At 40.1% G+C, this 20708-nt stretch carries 18 protein-coding genes and 1 pseudogene; 5 read left to right on the forward strand and 14 right to left on the reverse strand.

Translation table 11 applies throughout. The features are described 5' to 3' along the window. Window positions 1-90 precede the first annotated feature (90 nt). Both ACZ5XR_RS24285 and ACZ5XR_RS24290 read right to left on the reverse strand, forming a co-directional pair. Window positions 91-1353 (reverse strand): sugar ABC transporter substrate-binding protein, encoded by a 1263-nt coding sequence (locus ACZ5XR_RS24285; RefSeq protein ID WP_464499041.1) that lies wholly within the window; start codon window positions 1351-1353, stop codon window positions 91-93. Window positions 1354-1952: 599 nt separating this feature from the next. Continuing rightward, window positions 1953-2867: a LysR family transcriptional regulator gene (locus tag ACZ5XR_RS24290; RefSeq protein WP_464499042.1), complete on the reverse strand. Its 915-nt coding sequence runs from the start codon at window positions 2865-2867 to the stop codon at window positions 1953-1955. 113 nt (window positions 2868-2980) lie between these two features. Between ACZ5XR_RS24290 and ACZ5XR_RS24295 the strand changes: the two genes are divergently transcribed. Beyond that, window positions 2981-3307, forward strand: a complete 327-nt coding sequence (locus tag ACZ5XR_RS24295) for a thioredoxin family protein (protein WP_464499043.1) — start codon at window positions 2981-2983, stop codon at window positions 3305-3307. Here ACZ5XR_RS24295 and ACZ5XR_RS24300 read toward each other — a convergent pair. The 5 genes from ACZ5XR_RS24300 to ACZ5XR_RS24320 all read right to left on the reverse strand — a co-directional run bounded on the left by ACZ5XR_RS24300 (window position 3302) and on the right by ACZ5XR_RS24320 (window position 10070). After that, the gene (locus tag ACZ5XR_RS24300) at window positions 3302-4450 is read right to left on the reverse strand and encodes an anaerobic sulfatase maturase (RefSeq protein ID WP_464499044.1); all 1149 of its coding nucleotides are present in this window, start codon (window positions 4448-4450) and stop codon (window positions 3302-3304) included. The two genes, ACZ5XR_RS24295 and ACZ5XR_RS24300, sit on opposite strands and share 6 nt — an antisense overlap. A 13-nt stretch (window positions 4451-4463) precedes the next feature. Continuing rightward, the gene (locus tag ACZ5XR_RS24305) at window positions 4464-6665 is read right to left on the reverse strand and encodes an arylsulfatase (protein ID WP_464499045.1); all 2202 of its coding nucleotides are present in this window, start codon (window positions 6663-6665) and stop codon (window positions 4464-4466) included. A 250-nt stretch (window positions 6666-6915) separates the two neighbouring features. Next, on the reverse strand, window positions 6916-8334 hold the full coding sequence (locus tag ACZ5XR_RS24310) for an amino acid permease (protein ID WP_464499046.1): 1419 nt from the start codon (window positions 8332-8334) through the stop codon (window positions 6916-6918). Continuing rightward, the gene (locus tag ACZ5XR_RS24315) at window positions 8327-8950 is read right to left on the reverse strand and encodes a YitT family protein (protein WP_464499047.1); all 624 of its coding nucleotides are present in this window, start codon (window positions 8948-8950) and stop codon (window positions 8327-8329) included. The genes ACZ5XR_RS24310 and ACZ5XR_RS24315 overlap by 8 nt, the downstream gene beginning before the upstream one ends. Continuing rightward, a complete protein-coding gene (locus tag ACZ5XR_RS24320; RefSeq protein WP_464499048.1) occupies window positions 8931-10070 on the reverse strand; it encodes an aminotransferase class V-fold PLP-dependent enzyme in 1140 nt (379 codons plus the stop codon). The genes ACZ5XR_RS24315 and ACZ5XR_RS24320 overlap by 20 nt, the downstream gene beginning before the upstream one ends. A 67-nt stretch (window positions 10071-10137) precedes the next feature. On the opposite strand from ACZ5XR_RS24320, the gene ACZ5XR_RS24325 reads away from it, so the two are divergent. Continuing rightward, window positions 10138-10779, forward strand: a complete 642-nt coding sequence (locus ACZ5XR_RS24325; protein WP_464499049.1) for a Crp/Fnr family transcriptional regulator — start codon at window positions 10138-10140, stop codon at window positions 10777-10779. Between the two features lie 350 nt (window positions 10780-11129). On the opposite strand, the gene ACZ5XR_RS24330 is transcribed toward ACZ5XR_RS24325, so the two are convergent. From ACZ5XR_RS24330 to ACZ5XR_RS24345, 4 genes are all read right to left on the reverse strand, one after another. Continuing rightward, complete coding sequence (locus ACZ5XR_RS24330) at window positions 11130-11852, reverse strand: amino acid ABC transporter ATP-binding protein (RefSeq protein ID WP_464499050.1); 723 nt, start codon at window positions 11850-11852, stop codon at window positions 11130-11132. Further along, a complete protein-coding gene (locus ACZ5XR_RS24335) occupies window positions 11845-12504 on the reverse strand; it encodes an amino acid ABC transporter permease (RefSeq protein WP_464499051.1) in 660 nt (219 codons plus the stop codon). Before ACZ5XR_RS24335 ends, ACZ5XR_RS24330 begins: the two co-directional genes overlap by 8 nt. Before the next feature lie 23 nt (window positions 12505-12527). Next, entirely contained in the window at window positions 12528-13286 is a 759-nt protein-coding gene (locus ACZ5XR_RS24340) for an ABC transporter substrate-binding protein (protein WP_464499052.1), read from the reverse strand. 207 nt (window positions 13287-13493) lie between these two features. Beyond that, window positions 13494-14660: a M20 family metallopeptidase gene (locus ACZ5XR_RS24345; protein WP_464499053.1), complete on the reverse strand. Its 1167-nt coding sequence runs from the start codon at window positions 14658-14660 to the stop codon at window positions 13494-13496. 252 nt (window positions 14661-14912) lie between these two features. On the opposite strand from ACZ5XR_RS24345, the gene ACZ5XR_RS24350 reads away from it, so the two are divergent. Together ACZ5XR_RS24350 and ACZ5XR_RS24355 are read left to right on the forward strand one after the other, a co-directional pair. Beyond that, window positions 14913-15614 (forward strand): HAD family hydrolase, encoded by a 702-nt coding sequence (locus tag ACZ5XR_RS24350; RefSeq protein WP_464499054.1) that lies wholly within the window; start codon window positions 14913-14915, stop codon window positions 15612-15614. Window positions 15615-15791: 177 nt separating this feature from the next. Next, complete coding sequence (locus tag ACZ5XR_RS24355; protein ID WP_464502426.1) at window positions 15792-16406, forward strand: hypothetical protein; 615 nt, start codon at window positions 15792-15794, stop codon at window positions 16404-16406. Between the two features lie 206 nt (window positions 16407-16612). On the opposite strand, the pseudogene ACZ5XR_RS24360 reads toward ACZ5XR_RS24355, so the two are convergent. Both ACZ5XR_RS24360 and ACZ5XR_RS24365 read right to left on the reverse strand, forming a co-directional pair. After that, a pseudogene (locus ACZ5XR_RS24360) lies at window positions 16613-17020 on the reverse strand (transaldolase family protein); the annotation flags it as partial. Next, the gene (locus tag ACZ5XR_RS24365) at window positions 17014-18963 is read right to left on the reverse strand and encodes an electron transport protein (protein WP_464499055.1); all 1950 of its coding nucleotides are present in this window, start codon (window positions 18961-18963) and stop codon (window positions 17014-17016) included. The pseudogene ACZ5XR_RS24360 and the gene ACZ5XR_RS24365, both read right to left, overlap by 7 nt. A 180-nt stretch (window positions 18964-19143) precedes the next feature. Here ACZ5XR_RS24365 and ACZ5XR_RS24370 point away from each other — a divergent pair, with 180 nt between their 5' ends. Beyond that, the gene (locus tag ACZ5XR_RS24370) at window positions 19144-20034 is read left to right on the forward strand and encodes an SDR family oxidoreductase (protein ID WP_464499056.1); all 891 of its coding nucleotides are present in this window, start codon (window positions 19144-19146) and stop codon (window positions 20032-20034) included. Window positions 20035-20166: 132 nt separating this feature from the next. Here ACZ5XR_RS24370 and ACZ5XR_RS24375 read toward each other — a convergent pair whose 3' ends face one another. Further along, window positions 20167-20547, reverse strand: coding sequence for a winged helix-turn-helix transcriptional regulator (locus ACZ5XR_RS24375; protein WP_464502427.1), 381 nt, complete (start codon window positions 20545-20547; stop codon window positions 20167-20169). Window positions 20548-20708: the final 161 nt, after the last annotated feature.

Raw genomic sequence — 20708 nt, forward strand, 5'->3', positions numbered from 1 at the left:
ATAAGGAGGATTCGTTTGCGTAAATTGTGTTTTCTATGTAACCAAGGGAGAAGGTAACGGATTGTCACCTTCTCTTGTTTTCATTGGATTTTAAGAACCTTGAACCTGGATCCCTTTTTGAATGTTTTTAACAAAATCCTTAGCACCTGTGTTTGGAGACACCTTGCCGCTAACAATATTTTTAATTACACTTTGTGCACCCCATACGGCTTGCATTTGAGGAATATTCGGCATTGGCACAGCCGTTTTTACTTGATCTGCAAAAGGCTTGCTATTTGGATCATTTTGAACTGCTGTTTCATTTTGAACTTTCAGGGTGGCTGGGATGGCTTGACTTGCATTGAACAGCTGCTCTTGTGTTGACGCGTTTGTAACGGCTTGCAGTAAGCTCCATTCAGCTGAACGCAGATTTTGTGGGCTGCGTGCATTAACAAATGCAGTCTTTACACCCATAAAAGGAGTGGCTGCTTGTCCGTTTGATAACGTTGGAAGTGGTGCAATCGCATAATGGATACCTGATTTTTTGATATCAGGAACGTTCCAAGGACCACTAATATACATTCCAATTTTACCGGAAGTAAACTGAGCTTTGGCAATCGCATCGGTTACATCGGCTGTCATCCAATGATATTTAGCATTCATATCATGGAAAAGATTAAATGCTTGTACGGCTCCGTCGTTCGCTAAACCAATATCCTTTGGATCAAGGGTTCCACTGTTATTTTTAAACACATAGCCACCAAGTCCGCCTAGGAAAGCGAAATCGTAGTACAGATTGGTCACTTCAAATCCAAAACCGCTTTGATTCGCATCTTGGACAAACTCGTCCCAAGTTTTTGGAGCTGTTTTGATTTTATCGGTGTTATAGTATAAGGCCGTTGTTTCAACAGAAACTGGCATGGAGTAAACTTTACCATTGACCGTTACGGCATCGAGTACCGTTTGGTTATAATCGCTTGAGTTGATCACATTGCTCGGTACAGGTTCTATCAATCCTTGTTGAGCAAACTGACCATTGTTATCATGCGGCATACCGAAAACCAAATCAGGACCTTTGCCTGTTCTAGCCGATGTGGCAAAGAACTGGAAACCATTTGAGTTTCCGGACTGATCGACAACTTTAACAGTATCGCCATGTTTTTTAGCCCATTCTTCAGCTGTCTTTTTTAAGACATCGATTTTCGGCTTTCCATCCCATGACCATATGGTTAAGGTTTGTCCACTAGTGATTTTACCGCTCGTATTACCAGCACCGTCTTTCGAAACTGAATTACTGTTACCGCAACCCGCCAACATGCCTCCTATCAAACCAGCAGAAACCACTCCAGATACCACTTTCGACCAAAGTTTCATGATTTTCCTCCTTTTAATTACACATATTAGTAAACGTTTTCAAAACAAACTTAAAATATATTAATTTATTTTTTGTACCAAAAATAAATTAATACTTAAATAAAATAATTGATGGTAAAGCAATCGCTTGCATAATATACCATACATTATTAATAAAATTAATTTTTGACTCTCAGTTACCAAACCATAATTGAATGATATTTGTTGGATTATTTCCGATTTTTAACTATTACATTTTAATTTCCTTAGAGCAAACGTTTGCGTAAATTACATTAATAAAATATCATAAATATAATTGAAATACAATGCTATATTTTTTTAAAAATTATAAATTCAGAGTTTAATAATATTAATAGTGTAAAAATAGTATAATAGGCCCGAATAAACTCATTCAGAGGGCTTATCTAGTCCGGAGGGACTGAATTAAACAGTAATATTGTTCATTTGATATTTTAATTACCATCCAAAAGATATTTCAAAATTTCCTGAATTGACTAGACACTGTCAACGGAAATCCGCATAAAAAAAGGCTTACTCAGGTAATGGTCTGAGGCAAGCCTTACTTTATAATAAACGATTAATTAAACGGGGCAGATTGTTTATCCTTTTTTCACAATAACAGAGTGATAGCTATTATATAATTTTAATGATAAATTTTTTGTGAACTCTTGTGCCTCTTGAATAAAAGCCTTTAATGCGGGATTCATGTATTCTGTTGAATGGATCTCAAGACCTAAATTTTGGTACATTTGCGGACATAAGTATGATGCAGTGACTTTAGATAATGTTGAGGGGATCGCCAACTCCGGGAGGATCGTATTTCCCACTCCTTCTTGAACCATCGCAATGATAGTGGCTATGTCACTGACTTCAAACTGGATGTTTGGAGATATCCTTTGCTCCTTAAAGATGGCTCGCAGGACACGATTACATTCTTTTGGCATGATGAAAGGCTCGCTGGCGATTTCCTTTAATTGTATCGTTGCTTGATGACTCAATGGGTGATGCTCCGGTACAAAAACAACCATTTTATCCTGCAGCAAGGGAATAAATTCAAATTCATGCTTTTCCTCGGTGACCACGCCAACATCCACAACCGACAATTTAATCCAATTTTGCACCTCTTCATAATTACCTTCATAGAGAATAACTTCAACCCCGGGAAATCGTTTTTTAAAGGAACTGATCATTCCTGGCAATAGTTTAGCTGACATGCCAGAAATACTTCCGATTCTGATCGTCCCCGTTTCAAGTTCCGTGATTCCGGTTGCTTCATTGATGATTTTTGTTTTAATCATGATTAAGTCTCGAATCAGACTGGTAATGCGTTCGCCGATTTCTGTTAAACTTACTCCCTTCTTGTGCCGGTTTAATAATTTGATATTTAACTCGGATTCCAATGCGGCGACGGCTTGACTGACGGCTGATTGCGAGAGACCGATTTGCTCTCCGGCTTTCGTAAAACTTTTCGTTTCCACTACCTTTAGGAATACTTCTAATTGAAACAGTGTCATGGTATACCTCACATTAGTTTTTACTTATAGATACCATTAAAAGTATTAATTTTACTTATGTTATCACTCAACATATACTACAATCAACAACAAAGGAAAGGTGAGGAAGTTTCATGAGTATTTTGCATGCTGAGGGGCAAGAAATTCTGAAGGAAATCCAAACGAGCGATTCCGTGCTGATCGATTGCTGGGCCCCGTGGTGTCCCCCTTGCAGAATGATTGGCATCGTGTTGGAGGAAATCGATTTGGAATATGATATGAAAATTGTAAAAGTGAATGCCGATGATAATGAGGATTTTATCAGCGAGTTTCAAGTACTGGGAATACCGACCCTGTTGCTTTTTCAAAATGGAGAGCTTGTAAAACGGATTACCGGTTTTCAACCAAAAGCGATGCTGGTCGAATCGTTAAAAGAGCATGGTTTGATAGAAAGATCATAAAATTTCTTTAATGAAAGAAGCCGGTAAGCCTGCTTCTAGTAGCTCCTTCATCACTTTCATGTAAGGAGCAATGTGCCGAAAATATTTTTTATAGGAGGCACATAAGTAATTTATTCCTGGTTCATTTGGATTCAAAACGACAAATCTATTTTTCGGGCATTCACCATGACAGGCAAAGCGAACCTCGCAATTTCGGCAATCCGAGTGAAGCGATTCCCGCTTCTCCTTTCCAAAGGCCTGCTGGAATGGCAGGTTTGCCATGTTCGCCAAGCCGTCTTTAATATTCCCTAATCGATATTCAGGATAAACGTAATGATCGCAGGAAAACAGGTCGCCATTGTGTTCCATCACCATGGCCCGACCGCACTCTTCTGAAAAAATGCAGATTGGAGACGGGATTCCTGCCCAAGCGGCTAACGCCCATTCAAAATTCATGACAAAAACAGAGCCGATATCGTGCCGCACCCACTCATTAAAAATTTGAATGAGGAATACGCCATACATGTCGGGCTCCACGGTCCAGGGGGATACCTGCCCCTTATTCTGTTCTACAATAGGGATAAATTGAATAAATTCGATGCCTTGTTTTTTAAAAAAATGATAGATTTCAAGGGAGTGATAAGCAGAATCCCTTGTGACACAGGCAAGGACATTAAATTCAACCTGATGCTTCTTTAACAGGGAGAGCCCTCTCATCACGGATTCAAATGTTGGCTTTCCCCCGCGGTCCACCCGATACTGATCATGGATCGACTCAGGTCCGTCCAAGCTGATTCCTACTAAAAAATGATGGTTTGCCAGGAATTCACACCATCGGTCATTTAAAAGTGTACCGTTGGTTTGTAGCGTGTTTCTGATTTGTTTCCCGTCTGCGTATTTTTTTTGCAGTGATACGGCTTTGCGAAAGAAATCCACCCCCATTAAGGTCGGCTCGCCACCCTGCCAGGCAAAGATAATTTCCTCTGTATCCTGGGAGGCGATATATTGCTGAATATACATTTCCAAAATTTCATCCGTCATATGAAAAGAATGATTTTTTGGATAATCCTCTTCCTTTTTTGTGTAAAAGCAGTATTGGCAATCAAGATTACAGATGGGGCCCGTTGGCTTTGCCAGCAGGTGGAATGGGCTGAACTTACCCAAATTCGTCCCTCCTTTAAAGATAAAGCGTCGTTCCATTAATCGATATGCGAATGGAATCCCTTTTAAAAATCGGTTCTTCATAAATTTCAATAACCGCTTTTTCAATTTGCCCGCTAAACGGAAATTCAGGCAGAGGGTAGTTAGCGCTGACGGGGGTTAGTCGATCCCGGCCAATATCCAATCCCTCAAAAGAAAGAATAAAGGGTAATGTCCGCGGCATATAAACGGTTCCAACCAGCTGGCCATTAATCGAAAGCTTGCCTGTTCCTTGAATCAACATTTTTCGTGCAAAATGAAATCGAATCGTGGAATAACCAGTCGGTACTTCCGTGGAAGATTGGATTTTATAAATGGTGCCAACATAATTATATTCATAGAATAGGAGGTTATCTTTTATATATAAGGTATACCCGCTTGAATGATTTCCATGGGCAATTAATACCCCTTCTGCAGTACGGTTGGAACGAAAGATGCGAATGGTGATCGAGTAAGAAGACAGGTTGATTTTGGGAGCAGCCATTGATGGCAAATGAGCCATTCCGGGATAAAAGATAAACGTTGTTCTTCCTTCCTGCAGGCCTTCATACCCCTTTCTAAAGGGCTGGTCATCCAGCGGAAGAACACCATATTTTACTGCTTCCTCCCACCATAAGGCTTGAAGCTCTTCTAACTTTCTAGGATATTTCTCTGCCAGATTAAACTTTTGCGAAAAATCTTCGTTTACATGATATAACTCCCATTGATCCTGATCAAAAGGAACCCCTGTTTGATGATTGGTAACCGCCACCCATCCATCCTGCCAAATCGCCCGGTTTCCCAGCATTTCAAAATATTGTGTTTGTCTTTTTGATGGAGCATTCGGCTCATAAAAGGTTTCCAGCATACTGACACCATGAAGCGGCATCTGCTGAACACCCTCAAAAATTGTTGGCGCCTCCATGTTGAGAAGGTCCAGGATGGTCGGAGTAATATCAATCGCGTGATAAAATTGGGAACGAATGGAGCCGCGGTCAGGAATACTCGGAGGACAGTGAATGATGAGGGGGACATGCGTGCCGCCATAAAAGGTATTTTGCTTATAATATTTAAAAGGGGTGTTGGCGGCTTGCGCCCAGCCTTTTGGATAATTGGCACTTACGTTAGGGCCGCCGATTTCATTGATATGATGAAACATTTCATTTACGCTTTCCCAGATCCCATTGAAATAGGCAGTCTCATTAATAGAGCCGTTCCAGCCTCCTTCCTGACTGCCTCCGTTATCAGAAAGCAACACGATGATCGAATTTTCAAGGAGGTTTTTGGATGTTAAAAAACCGAGCAGTCTGCCAATTTGCTGATCTGTATGGGTCAGAAAGCCGGCATATGTCTGTTGAAATTGACTAAACAATATTTTTTCTTTCCTTGTCAATTCGTCCCACGGCTTAATCCCCGGATTTCGTTCAACAAGTTTCGTGTCCGGTGGGATGACTCCCATTTCCTTTTGCCGTTTGAACCGCTCTTCCCTAATCTGATCCCAGCCTTTATCGTATACCCCTTCATATTTATCGATTAATTCCGCTGGTACTTGATGGGGCTCATGAGTGGCCCCGAAGGCCAGGTACAGAAAGAAGCGGCGGTCCGGCGTGACGGAGAGATGATCGGTCAAAAACTCAAGTGTTTTATCCACAAGGTCCTCGGATAAATGGTAATTCGGATGATCAGACTTGGGAACACGATGATTATCATAGACCAAATCAGGCGCATACTGGTCCGTCATTGCTAATAAAAAGCCGTAAAATCGGTCAAAGCCTTTTGAAAGCGGCCAGTTTTCAAAGGGCCCGCTTGAAGCGGCTTCATGACCTGGTACGAGGTGCCACTTTCCAACCATATAGGTAGCCATCCCATTCCGTTGCAGGACCTCTGCAAGCGTGGCCGCTGACTCTGATATTCGCCCTCGTTTATTAGGGTATTCCGGGCCCCAATCAATTTCCGTTATCATCCCCACGCCTACCGAGTGGCAGTTGCGGCCAGTCAAGAGACAGGCGCGAGTAGGTGAGCACAATGGAGTGACATTAAAGTTATTGTAACGGAGGCCATTTTCAGCTAATGAGTCAATATTCGGTGTTTCAATCTCAGAGCCATAGCAACCTAACGCAGAATAGCCCACATCATCTAGGACGATATAGATGACATTTAAATCCGATTTCCTGTCAGGACCCTCATGCCTTTTCCCCATCTCCCCACCATCTTTCCTTTTATTAAGTATAGTTCAGGGATCCTAAACAATGGATGAATATATAATGTAATTTATTAGAAGGACAAATTAATTATGAAAAATCACTAATAGATAGTGGCAAAATATCTTTTTAATAAGCAAAAAGTTTTTATTTCGATAGATTTAAGCCTATGGCTCTTCCCGACTAATCGTAAAAACTCAAGACAAATCCGTTTTTTCTTTGGATTTGTCTTGAGTCTGAAAATGCCATTTAAGGCGTTCTTTGCTTCATAATTAGGCTTTCGCTTTTTTCTTTTGATTGCACTCGACTTTTTTGGATAAAGTATCCGATTGTCACAAGAACAACCCATGGAACACCGATTTTCCATGCATCTACCCATTCAGGATAAAACAACATCGTAATGAGAATACCACTTAGTAATAGAATTCCAACCCATTGAAATACCGGGAACATTGGTGCTTTAACCGGTAACGGTCCTTTAAAATGAAGATGGACTGTTTGTCTGAAACGTAAGTGACTAATTAAAATCATTAACCATACGAGTATCCCGCCAAAAATAGCAATCCCAAATAATTTGTTAAATGTATCTGGGTAGTACATTGAACAAATTGTTGCAATTAATACTCCGACACTAGAGATTAAGATCCCAACAACGGGGGTACCATTTTTTGATAACTTGCCAAATGATTTCGGTGCATAGTTTCCCCTTGATAATGAAAACAGCATCCGTGACGTTAAATATAGGTTAGCATTCATACTTGATAACGCCGCCGTTAGAACAACAAAATTCATAATGCCCGCTGCATAATGAATGCCTGACCCTTCAAAGATTTTCACAAATGGTGAACCCGATACTTCGTGAGCACCAGCTTGTGTCCAAGGAACAACGGCAACAATGATGGCAAGGGATAAAATATAGAATAAGAACAAACGTAAAACCATCGTTTTCATTGCTTTTGGAACGGATTTTTGAGGATCTTTTGATTCGCCAGCAGTGACAGCCACAATTTCTACGCCGTAAAATGAGAAGATTGCCATAAGAACCGCCATCCAAACTCCGTGGAATCCATTTGGCATGAAACCTTTCTGATCAGTATAGTGGTGAAAACCGACAGCATGTGAATGACCAATTCCGAACACCATTGATAAACCCAAAATAATGAATAGGACAATTGCAATGACTTTGATCATCGCAAACCAGTACTCAAGTTGTCCAAAATTTTTAACGGAACGAGTATTCAAATATACAATCACAATCCCGAAACCAAGTGTCCAAAGCCAGACAGGAATACTTGGGAACCAGTACTGCATGTATAGTCCAACGGCTACCGCTTCTCCACCGATTGCAATCACTTGTGCTGCCCAGTAAGTATACCGAATTAAAAAGCCGGCCCATGGGCTTAAATACATTTCAGCATACGTTCCAAATGAACCAGCTGTTGGATGAACAACGGCCATTTCAGATAAACTAAACATCATAATGATGGCGATAAATGCAGCAACGATATAGCTTAATAGGACGCCAGGTCCCGCGTAGCCAATTGCAATCCCGCTTCCCATAAAGAGCCCAGTTCCAATAGCCCCGCCAATCCCAATCATGGTTAGCTGTCCACTTGTTAGAGAACGACTTAATCCTTCTTCACGATTTAATACTTTTTCATTAGCCAATTAGTCCCCCACCCTTCACAAATTGTTTTGTATAGGAGAGCGTCACATCCACACTCTTGCCGGCAAGAAACATACTGACAAAGGTGAAAATCGCCTGCTCGACCCCATTACTCAGTAATGAAAATAATAAAACAAGACCATTCACCACAATCATGGTTTTGCCAATAGTAAATCGTGGTGAAATCCGGCTGATGACAACACTCACAATATCCAATCCGCCGGTTGTTCCACCTGCAGCAATCACCATTCCAATCCCGATTCCTGAGAGGATGCCGCTCAGAATGCAGCCAAGAAGGGGGAAGTGAACACCAGGTATGTGGTTAAAAAGACTTAAACAAAGAGACAAACTACTCATCCCTACTAAACTAAGAAGGGCAAATAATAGTCCGACAGCTCTGTACCCAATTAAAAAGAGAGGGATGTTTAGCACAAAATAAATGAGTCCGAGAGAAAACGGTAACCATTTGGCAAGAATCATGGCAATTCCGCCAAGACCAGGTGCGACGATGCCGTTTGGTTGCTGAAACAGATAATAAGATGACGCAACAAGCATCGTTCCAAACACGATTACAAGTGCTTTTCCTATGTAACTGTTTCTAGTGATGTCGAATCGCATGATAGATTTCCTCAATTGCCCGTTCGACTTCTTCATCTGTATTATAAAAATGTGGGGCAACACGTAAGACATCATTTCTTGCAGAGACTACAATGCGTTTTGTTTTTAAGAATTGTTCAAGTTGCGAAGCGTTTTCGACGCGTATTGCGGTATTACTCCCTTTTATATTCACATCAAGAGGGCTCGCAATTGATAAATCAAGTTTTTTCGCTGTTTCGATGGCAACTGTCGATAATTTCATTAAATAGCTTCTAATCTGGCCTACCCCGATTTCGTTTAAAAGCATAATCCCGGCATGGGCGGCATACGCATTAATCATCATTGGGGTACCTGTGTCGAAGCGACTTGTGCCTTCTGCATAATCAAGCAATTTATGATTGAACGCAAACGGATTCACCCGGCTGAACCAACCAGTAGTTTTTGGTTCTAGTACTTCAGCTAACTCCTTTTTTACATAAAGAAACGAAATCCCTGGAATACCAAGTAAATACTTTTGGGCGCCCGTTGCAAGAGCGTCTATGCCCATTTCTTTTACATCAATTGGCACACTCCCAGCAGACTGATAAGCATCAACAAACAGAAGGGATCCATTTGCATGTGCAATCTCCGAAACGGCTTTCACATCTTGAATGAACCCGTTATAATAAGAAACATGCGGGATTGATGTGACAAGGGTTGCATCATCAATTGCTTGTTCGTATTGTTCGAGCGAAATCATATGGTTACTTTCTGGTACAAATGTAACCTTTGCACCTCGGTGTGCTTGTGAAAGCCAGACATGACCGATACATGGAAAATCAATGTCTGTTGTCACTACCTTTTTGCGCTTCTCTGAAAAATCAAGGGAACCAGCAAAGGAAGAAGCGGCATCGGATACACTGGACAACACAGCAATTTCATCAGGTGATGCATTAATCAGGTTGGCAAATGCAACTTTTGCTTCATATACTTTCGTCATCCAGCCGTCCCAGTCCATCCCGTTTTCGGTCCAGCTCGTCAGGTACGAATCAATCCCTTCCTTGACGGGAATTGAGATCGCACTTTGAGAACAACTCGATAAATGAATCGTTTCTCCTATTGTAGGAAACAGTGTTCGTTTGTCTTGAAATGGGTGAATCATGTGTCATCATCCTTTTGTCATTTTATAAGCGTTTACATTTTGTTTAATACAGATACGAGGTGAACAAATGACCCAATCGTTATGGCTCGAACGAGGCGATTGGACCTCCTTACTTTTTTCCGAGCACGGTACCGAATTGACTTTTCCACGCGAAACCCTTTTGTTTCAACAGGATATGATGCAACCATACGTGTATTTGGTGCTTGAAGGACGCGTTCGCGTATTTTTGTTGTCACCAACAGGGGCTGAGCGCCATTTGTATATTGTTGGCTCTGGTCACTTACTTTGTGAATCAACCGTATGGACAGATGAAAATTGTGAGTTTAGTGCGTCCACTTCGTCGAATGTTCGTTTGCTTCGAATTCCGAAAAACGCATTTTGTGATGTCATCCTAAACGATCCAAAACTTTCCTTAAGGATGCTGCGTTCGTTAAGCCAAAAACAATCGGCTCTACTTCTTCAGACGAAACTTATGAGTTTTTCGGATGTGGAGCAGCGTGTACTTTCGATGCTTCATCAATTGGCGTCGTCTTACGGTATAAAAACAGCTAAAGGGCTGACCATTACCATTCCATTCACCCATCAAGAACTCGCTTACGTAGTAGGTTCCTCGCGTGTAAGCGTGTCGTATGTAATGAATGGGTTACAAGAAAAAGGTGTGATCAGTAAACAAAATGGAATGTATTCACTTTTATCCATTGTAAAATAAACCATTTTGTTTTATTAGTCTTATGATAAAAAAATGAAGCCGTATAGTCTGTCAACTATTTGACAAAATCTTGTCTTTTTTAAATTTTCTGCTATTTTAAAAATATAAATTCAGTGATTTTATAAATAGTTGATAATTTAGGCCTATAGAATGGCCTGAACAAAGAAGGCTCACTATCTGAAGCACATTTAATCCCTTGAATTCTTACAACACGATCCTACTAGAAGGAATCGATTTCAAATCACATTATAAAAAAAACTCCTTAAGCACACGTTAGCTTAAGGAGTTTTTTTAGGTTTTTCGTATTGAAATTCCAGATTATTAAAAATGTTTTTACCATTTATGGCCACTTATAAAACTTTTTCCAAAAAGTCTTTTGCTCTGCTTGTTTTTGGGTTGTTGAAAAATTCTGTTGGGGTGCCTTCTTCAAGGAGCTGGCCGCCTTCAAGGAAGAGGATGCGGTCGGCTACTTCTCGGGCAAAGCCCATTTCGTGTGTGACGATGGCCATGGTCATGCCGGACTGGGCCAGGTCTTTCATAACGTTCAGAACTTCCTTGACCATTTCCGGGTCAAGTGCCGATGTCGGTTCATCAAATAGCATCAACTCCGGCTCCATCGCCAGGGCACGGGCAATCGCAACACGCTGCTTCTGTCCGCCCGAAAGATTATTGGGAAAAGCCGTTTCTTTTTCCGTTAACCCCACTCTGGCTAATAAGTCCCGCGCTTTCTTTTCGGCGAGCTCACGCGACTCACCCTTAACCTTCATCGGCGCATATGTCAGGTTTTCTAAAACCGTCATATGCGGGAATAAGTGAAAGTGCTGAAACACCATACCGATTTGCTCGCGGACTTTCATAATATTCGTTTTAGGATCCGTAATATCTTGATTATTGACCAGTACAGTTCCTTTCGTTGGGGTTTCAAGCAAATTCATGCACCGAAGAAGTGTAGACTTACCAGACCCGGATGGCCCAATAATCGCAACCACTTCTCCCTTATCAATCTGGGTTGAAATATTTTTTAATACCTCATTTTCACCAAACTTTTTAAAGAGGTTTTCTACTTTAATCACTGTATTTCAACCTCCTCTCAACCTGTTTGCCAGCCAGAGTTAAGATAAAAACCAATACCCAATAAATGACGCCGACAAAAATCAAAGGTTCAAAATTACGATAGATATCTGCACCAACCACCTGGGCCCTGCGCATCAAATCTAAATAACCAATCGTCGAGACGAGGGCGGATTCCTTTGTCAGGGTGACAAATTCATTCATAAGCGCCGGTAAAATATTTTTTAATGCCTGCGGCAGAATCAAATCCTTCATCATCATCCGGTAAGGAACACCAAGCGCTTGTGCCGCTTCTGTCTGCCCCTTGTCCACCGCTTGAATTCCGGCTCGAATAATCTCGGAAACATATGCAGCAGAATTGAGTCCAAAAGCTAAAATAGACGAAAGAAATGGAGAAATATCATAGCCTGTTAATTGTGGAATCGCAAAATAAATAATCATTAATTGCAAAATCAATGGCGTCCCGCGGAAAATCGAGGTATAGACATCTCCAATGACGTTTAACACTTTTATATGAGAAATTTTACACAGAGCTAAAATGGTCCCAAGTGTAAAACCAAAAATAATCGATACAATTACAAATTTAAGCGTAACCCATATCCCTTGTAAGATATAAGGGATATAAGGCACGATTTGGCTAAAATCCAAATTCATGCCTTACACCTCATTTCAATATTTTATTGATTTTTTAACCACTTATCTTTTAATGCTTTCATTTGTCCGTTTTGTTCCATATCTTTTAGAACCTTATTCACATCATTGACTAATTTGCTTCCTTTAGGAAAAGCAACGGCCATTCCTGGTGAACTGCTTGTTGGGTCATCAAATCCTGCTAAGTTTTGTTTTTTGATATAGCCTGTAGCTACTGACTTATCCATATAAGCCACTTGAATTCGTTTTGATAATAGGTCTTGTATTAAGGTTTGTGCATTATCCTCTGCCTTAATATCAAATTTCATTGTTCCCTGAAGCTTTTTGGCTCCTTCTTCCTGGATTGTTCCAAGCTGGACACCTACTGTATTTCCTTTAAGATCAGCGATTGATTTAATATTAGCACCCTTTAACGTAATAAACATTTCACCAGAACGATTATACTCTGTAGAGAAATCTACGTTTTGTTTACGCTTCTCTGTAGCAGACATCCCGGCAAGAACGACATCGACACGTTTTGTTTGTAATGCTCCAATTAATCCATCAAATTTCATATCTGTGATTTCAAGTTTGTATCCTAATTTTTTTGCAATAGCATTTGCCAAATCGACATCAAAGCCAATAATTTTACCTGAAGGATCGGTTGATTCGAATGGTGCAAAATCAGCAGATGTGCCCATCTTTAAAACTTTCTGTTGGTTTGCCCCTTGATTATTGGCATTGCTGCAAGCAGCCATCATGACTAATGCAAAAACCATGGTAATGAATAAATATGTTTTTTTCATTGTTGTGTGCCCCCTATAATAGTTGTTCCTCTTTTTAAATAATTGGATTTTTATTCAACAAAGTGAATTTTAACACATGAATTATTATTTGAAAAGAAGAATATTTTTTTATTAAATTACCAATTCTTATCATACTATATACATGTAATATGGCTGTTTATAAATAAAAAAGCGCCCTTGCGTATAAAGGCGCATTTTCAGTGAAGCTTAGCTTTTTATTATTTCACGAAATTCATTTTTCACCTTTTCAAACACTTCTGGATTGTTTATTAAATCATACCCTGTTAAGGCGAGGGCTAGGGCACCGTTGGAAAGAATCATATGAGAGTTATCTGTAATCGTCGTGTCCGCGAATTCCTTTGTATGGCCGACTAATTCAGGATTGTCAAGACCGATATATGGATGAATGGCCGGAACCACCTGGCTGACATTCCCCATATCAATCGAACCATAGGAATCCTTCGATTTTTTGATTTTCTTCACACCGGTAGATAAGAGATTTTTCGTAAACAGCTGAGATAAGGTTTGGTTGGTGACCATATTATTATAGCTCAATTCATAATTACTGATATGAACTTCTGCACCCGTCATTAACGCGGCACCCTTGGCAATGTTTTTCACCTTTTCCACCACTTCATTTAAATACTGGCGGTCGTTGGCACGAATATAAAATTGGGCAACTGCTTTATCAGGCACGACGTTGGCGGCAACTCCGCCCTCTTTAATGATTCCATGAATGCGCACATCTGAGGTCACATGCTGGCGAAGAGCGTTAATCCCATTAAATAATTGAAGTACACCATCAAGAGCATTGATTCCCTTTTCAGGAGAAGCTGCCGCATGGCTCGTTCTGCCGCGGAAATCAAATTGAATCGCATCCATGGCTAAGGATTCGCCGCTCTCATAGGACTCACCGGCTGGATGCAGGATCATCGCTGCATCGATATCATCAAAGATTCCTTGCTCGGACATCGGAACCTTCGCACCATTCGTTTCTTCGGCAGGTGTTCCTAACACGACAACGCGGCCGCCGATTTCATCGATTACTTTGCTTAAGAGAACTCCGGCGCCGGCACTCATCGTACCGATCATATTATGGCCGCACCCGTGTCCGACACCCGGCAAGGCGTCATATTCTGATAAATAAGCAATGGTCGGCCCCGCTTTTTTACTATCATATACAGCTTTAAAGGCAGTAGGGCGGCCAACGATTCCTTTTTCAACCGTAAACTGCTGCGCTTCCAGGAAATCCACTAATTTTTTCATAGATTCATATTCTTCATCCCCAAGCTCAGGATGATGGTATAGAGAATCACTGATCTCCCAAAGCTTTGTTTGGATGTCATCTATATATTTTGTTAAAAGATCCTTCATTGTACAAACTCCCCTTTAGTACTAATAAAATTACATTATAATGTATAAATATAAATGATAAATTCCGTTTGTACAAGAAAAAAAGAAAAGCATCCAATGATTTCCTGCATAAAAGCGACTGGCAGATTTTTTTCGTTAATAACAGACTATTACAACATCATTGTTGCAATTATTAAATCTGCAGCAACGAATGAAAGATGCTATGATATCTTTACTAGATTAGGAAAATTATTTTGTAGCGAGGTTTGATAGATGGATACGATTATATTTGATGTAGATGACACGATTTATGATCAGTTACAACCTTTTCAAATTGCATTCGGAAGACAGTTTAGCCATTTTAAGAATGCACCCATTGAAAAGCTTTATATTTCCAGCAGAAAGCATAGCGAATTCTTATTTAATGAAAGCGAAGCAGGGACCATATCATTAGCAGAGCTGCATACTTATCGTATTAAGACGGCCTGCAGGGATTTTGAAATTGAAATCAACGATCAAGAGGCAATGGATTTTCAAAAAGCTTATGAAAATGAGCAAAAAAAAATAGTCCTTTTTCCCGAAATCGAAAGGCTCCTCGAACTACTTAGCAAAATGGGCAAACAGCTTGCGATCCTAACAAATGGTCCTCACGAACATCAACTTATGAAAATAAACCAGCTGGGTTTGACCAGGTGGATTCCTGAAGAAAATATTTTCATTTCAGGAGCCATGGGAAGTGCTAAGCCGGCTCCCGAGGCTTTCCATATTGTTGAAAAAACGCTCAACTTAAAAGCGGACAGAACCGTATACATAGGGGATTCGTTTGAAAATGATGTAATAGGCGCAAAAAAAGCGGGATGGCAGGCAATCTGGATGAATCATCGAAATAAAGATAAACCCATCTCTACTATTCAACCAGACAAAATCATCCACACACCTAAAGAGCTATTGGATTTATTGGAGAGTTATCTTTAATTTATGTACAAAGTACTCATATCTATAATCCATTTCCCACAACCCTGTTGTGGTTTATTTTTTTCCTCTTAGCTGTTATGTCCAAGCTCACTTATTCCTTCCCCATATACTAATAAAAAAGGAGATGAGTAAGTGAGTAAAAATAAGAATAGCTCTTCACGCAAGGATGAAGAGGAAGTGAGTACTAATGAGCAAAGCTCTTTACGTAAAATAAATTCGGCACACCAAGAGTGTATTGACCGTGCTTATCGTATTCCCGTATTTTTAAGTACGACAACTCATTTAAATGACAACCAGCAACTGTTTCTAAACCGCCTCATTTTAGAGATTGAGGATGCTTTGCTTTTTCCGCGTACATTACCTTTAAGTGAAAGTTATCCTGAATCCATTTTAACTGATATTCGTCGGTTAGTTTCTTCAAGCTATGGAATGTTGGCCGTAAACCTTCGTCGATTTAAAATTCAAACAGTTGATACCAATGAAGGACCCCCTCCACCCTCCCCTCCATTCTGGATTGGATCCGTTTATTCACAAGTAGAACCTTCAATGGCTTTTCAATTTGGACTACCTTTATTATTAGTAAGGGAAGAAGATACTGATGCAAATAATGGAATTTGGGCAGGAGGAATTGCCCCACTCAACCTCTTTATCGTTTGGCATTCTGAAACTCAAACGGTAGATGAATTCTTTAACACGCCTGAATGGAAATCAGCCTTTGCAAACTGGAGTGCACATGTAAGAAATGCTTTTTATATTCAAACAGAGCCTAAGTTCAAGTATAGTTGTGGATGATAAACCGGACCTTTAGCATCAAGTCGAAAATATATAAGGCTTTGTTCATCTTTATATATTTTCGACTTGTTCGCAAATCTTTCTAATTTGTTGTCGAGAAACAAATGTATCTACAAAATAAAAAACCATCCAGATTGGATGGCACCCATGATTGTATTCCCAAAACATCTAATTACATATATGTCGAATAATGAAAATGTTTTCTTTTAAATTTGGGGAACTCTTTCCCAATCAGCAACAAACTTTGCAATGCCTTGTTCTGTTAGTGGATGCTTAGAAAGCTGCTCAATTACTGAATATGGAATAGTCGCAATGTGAGCACCGGCCATAGCAACACGAGTTACATGATCCGGATGTCGAACAGATGCACCAATAATTTGAGAATCTAATTGGTGGATACGGAATAATTCTGCAATTTTTGCAACTAATTGTACTCCATCTTTTGAAATGTCATCTAACCGACCTAAAAAAGGTGAAACATAGGTAGCACCTGCTCGAGCAACTAATAGTGCTTGATTTACTGTAAAGATAAGGGTTACGTTGGTTTTAACATCTTTTCCTGTAAGATAACGACAAGCTTCTAATCCTTCTAAAGTCATTGGAAGGTTTATTGTTTCAACGTTAGTAAATACTTTATCAAAGCATCTTGTTCTTGTTGAGAAAAACCTGTTGAATCATCTACCCAATATTCGTGCCCTTGTCCAGTTACATTTGATTTCATTAGGCTTTCTGTGGATTCATTCACTTTTACAACCTGAGATCTCAAATTTTTGTCAACTAAAGCGCGTAAACTATTATACGGATCAGGTAAAACGCCTGTATTTAACGTTCCTGCTATTCCTAATTGATTTTTAGCATTTGCTCCAACCGCTACACCTCCGTCATGGAGATATGGGGCAGACCAATAAAGGCCTATAAGACTAGGGACTTTATAGCCCCCCTTTGTCTTTCCAATTCCATATGCAAGTTTGATTTGATTAGGGTCAAATCCCCGCGTTGGAACTTTTAACACTAATGCGCGTTTTGGTACAGGCACAGGTGTATCAGGTGAGTAAATAAGTGGATCTGTTAAAAACTCGCCTGCTTTTCTTAAGCCAATTGCGCGAGCCGGTTCCGTACCTATTTTTTCTACAGGTATGATTTTATTATTGGTATAAAAACTTCCTGCATGACACGTTATGCAGGATCCGCGTAGGAATACCTGTTGGCCTAATTTCTTTTCCATATCTGTTATCTTAATTGGTGATTTCGGAGGAACAAAGGTATTTTGAAAAGCTGACATTGCATTGTTTTGTTCTCCAACATTAGTGCCTGGGGTGCTAACGATTAGCCCATTTGGAGAAACAAGTGATGATCTCGGATAAGTTGGTAATGTGATCGCTTTAGATACTCCTGGAGCCTCTGGGGTAGGATCCACTTGGGCAAAAAATTTAGAGGGTTTCAACCCTTTGTTTGGAACAAAACGATATTTCCGATTTGCTGCATTTTGCAGAAGGGTTCCTAGATAGACCTCTTTGTCGATGCCAAGAAGAGCTCGACTGGCGTCAGCGATCGTAGTCAAATCAGAGCCTTGGGCGTGAACAGCATTATTTAATGCACTTAATCCTTTAAACGGTCCAGCCATGGCAAACCCGCTCCAACTGTATGGATGGTCTCCTAAAGTGAAAGAATCCGGGATCTGCGTCGGATTGCTGATAAAATCAGTAGTAATATCAAAGTTTCCTTTTGGCCATTTAATTACACTATCATCAACGGCCTCTTCTAACGCCAATGGATCAGGTAATGGTTCTCTTTTCCCTTCACTCGTTACAACCGTTTTATCTAAATTCCTAATATAATCCTTTAAAGAGGCAATTTCAGTACGCGCAAAATAAGCAGTTGTGTTGGTACCTAAAGCAAGGAGCAGACCGAAATTAGCATCCGTATTAACAGCACCCTCTATGACTTTTTTATTAATAGGGTCAACAGTAGCATGGCATGCTGCACAGCTAAGTCCAACTTTTAATCTTCCCTCTGATCTTACCATCGGCAAACCAAGAATTTCATTCGAACCTTTCGCCACATCAAACCCGGTATCCACTTTCGTTCCTTTTTTATATGTTTTCCTACCAATCGTTACGGTTTCTGCTAATTCCACCTGTAAATTCGTTGTGCCCTTTCCGTTTAACCCTTTTATCGCTTTCTGAAAATTTTCAATCGTAAGCGGCCCGTTAAAAGCACCAAGAATATCAGTTAAAAAGACTTCATTTCCAAATGTTTCTTCGTAAAATGACTTTCTTCCTAAATGTAATAGGGCTTGATCAATTTTTACAGCACCATTCTTTGGAGATAAAAGCTCCCTGCCTTTTGCTGTTTTCATTAAATCATGTGCTTCTTTACGTGAGAAGGTTCTTCCCCAGAGGTCAAAGGCAGGTTGGTCTTCGTCTTTCTGCGATGTTACCTTTTCAGGTTGTACAATTTGATCTTTAGAAGGAATAAAAGCATACACTGGCTCACTTAAAACGAAAATGACGGCTAGAAATACACCTAAACATTGCATACACTTTCTTGTTTTCACTCTATACCTCCTTTACAGAAATGATTGTTGAAAACCATCTTTAATTTCCTCTTATTCGCAAAAAAAATACCATTTCGCAAAACTGTTTCTTTTTTGAGGAAGTATAGAAAGCTATAAGGCATTCACCTATCCTATTTTTAACGAATATGCTAAATGGCACATAAACGAAGGAGGCTTATTATGGATCGCCATTTTGGATATATACAAAAGTGTGAGACAGTTCCTATCTCCTTTCCCCCACAATATCAACCCCAGCACCCAGGTATTGAATCTTTTATGATTCCAAGACCTCTTTCCGAAAATCCAAATTATATTGGAAGTAATAAACTATTGAACAAAACCGCCATTATTACTGGAGGAGACAGCGGTATCGGCCGGGCGGTCGCTTATGCTTTTGCAAAAGAAGGCGCGGATATTGTGATTGTTTATTTAAATGAACACGGGGATGCATTTGAGACAAAAGGCAGAGTAGAGCAATTGGGAAGGAAATGTCTTACGATCGCAGGAGATATTGGGGATGAAATGTTTTGTCATTATGTTGTTAAGAAGACAATTGAGGAATTTGGCCATCTGGAGATCCTCGTCAATAATGCAGGGGAAGTACATCCACAAGCAAGTATCAGCGACATATCAGCTATGCAGCTTATACGCACTTTTCAAACAAATATTTTTTCATTTTTTTATCTTACACAAGCAGCCATTCCCTATCTTAAAAATGGAAGCTCCATTATCAACACGGCTTCTATCGCTGCGTACAGCGGACATGAATACGCGATTGACTATGCCGCTTCCAAGGGAGCAATTGTTGCATTCACCCGCTCGTTAGCATTATCGGCCATTCATCAAGGAATCCGGGTCAATGGTGTCGCTCCAGGCCCAGTATGGACCCCTTTAATACCTTCAAGCGGCCCACCAGAAACTTATGCAACATTTGGGAGTGAAACCCCAATGAAACGTGCTGCACAACCTTTCGAACTCGCACCTGCATATGTTTATTTGGCGTCGGACGACTCCTCAAATGTAACAGGACAAATTCTTCATATAAACGGCGGAATGATTATTAATGGATAAGAGCTTGGACTTAAAAGACATTGTCCAAGCTTGAATTCTAACCCAAAACCTCATTTACTTATAGTACGGTTCACCGTGATTGATCCACAGGATTAACGCTTTACCGCTTTAAAAGAATGGGGGTCTGACCCCCTACTTGTCCTCCCTTAAATGCTCATTTAATACATTCTCTTCTAAGACTGCAAATTTATCTCCATATACTTTTGTGATATGTTTTTCTCCCCAGGTACAAAGCGAATCTAGGATCCCCCTCAAGCTTCCTCCATACTCGCTTAGTTCATACTCCACTTTTGGAGGGATTTGATTATAGACGATTCGATTAATGACCCCATCTTCCTCTAATTCGCGTAATTGCTGAGTTAACATCTTTTGCGTGATAGATGGCATAAGACGTTTCAATTCACTTGTCCGTTTCTTGCCGTGTGTCAGATGACAGAGAATCACACATTTCCATTTCCCCCCAATCACTTCCAGTGTCGCTTCGACTGATATATTGTATTTCTTTTCCTTCATCATCGATCTCCTCCTAAAAGACAGGTACAAAAAAGTACCTATAGAACCCTAAAGTGCCTATATCACTTTAAAGTGCGTACTTCTCATTTATTTCGGTATATCTCATAATAACATTTGCCGGTTGAAATGAATGAAATGATCTATTTATATAGTTTACTTTA

The organism is Neobacillus sp. Fa239 (genome assembly GCF_055395235.1).

Coding starts and splice junctions, on each gene's coding strand:
- ACZ5XR_RS24305 (WP_464499045.1), bottom strand. CDS start 6,665: ATGGGGAAAAGGCATGAGGGTCCTGACAGGAAATCGGATTTAAATGTC.
- ACZ5XR_RS24285 (WP_464499041.1), bottom strand. CDS start 1,353: ATGAAACTTTGGTCGAAAGTGGTATCTGGAGTGGTTTCTGCTGGTTTG.
- ACZ5XR_RS24375 (WP_464502427.1), bottom strand. CDS start 20,547: ATGAAGGAAAAGAAATACAATATATCAGTCGAAGCGACACTGGAAGTG.
- ACZ5XR_RS24340 (WP_464499052.1), bottom strand. CDS start 13,286: ATGAAAAAAACATATTTATTCATTACCATGGTTTTTGCATTAGTCATG.
- ACZ5XR_RS24315 (WP_464499047.1), bottom strand. CDS start 8,950: ATGCGATTCGACATCACTAGAAACAGTTACATAGGAAAAGCACTTGTA.
- ACZ5XR_RS24335 (WP_464499051.1), bottom strand. CDS start 12,504: ATGAATTTGGATTTTAGCCAAATCGTGCCTTATATCCCTTATATCTTA.
- ACZ5XR_RS24290 (WP_464499042.1), bottom strand. CDS start 2,867: ATGACACTGTTTCAATTAGAAGTATTCCTAAAGGTAGTGGAAACGAAA.
- ACZ5XR_RS24325 (WP_464499049.1), top strand. CDS start 10,138: ATGACCCAATCGTTATGGCTCGAACGAGGCGATTGGACCTCCTTACTT.
- ACZ5XR_RS24320 (WP_464499048.1), bottom strand. CDS start 10,070: ATGATTCACCCATTTCAAGACAAACGAACACTGTTTCCTACAATAGGA.
- ACZ5XR_RS24370 (WP_464499056.1), top strand. CDS start 19,144: ATGGATCGCCATTTTGGATATATACAAAAGTGTGAGACAGTTCCTATC.
- ACZ5XR_RS24345 (WP_464499053.1), bottom strand. CDS start 14,660: ATGAAGGATCTTTTAACAAAATATATAGATGACATCCAAACAAAGCTT.
- ACZ5XR_RS24350 (WP_464499054.1), top strand. CDS start 14,913: ATGGATACGATTATATTTGATGTAGATGACACGATTTATGATCAGTTA.
- ACZ5XR_RS24295 (WP_464499043.1), top strand. CDS start 2,981: ATGAGTATTTTGCATGCTGAGGGGCAAGAAATTCTGAAGGAAATCCAA.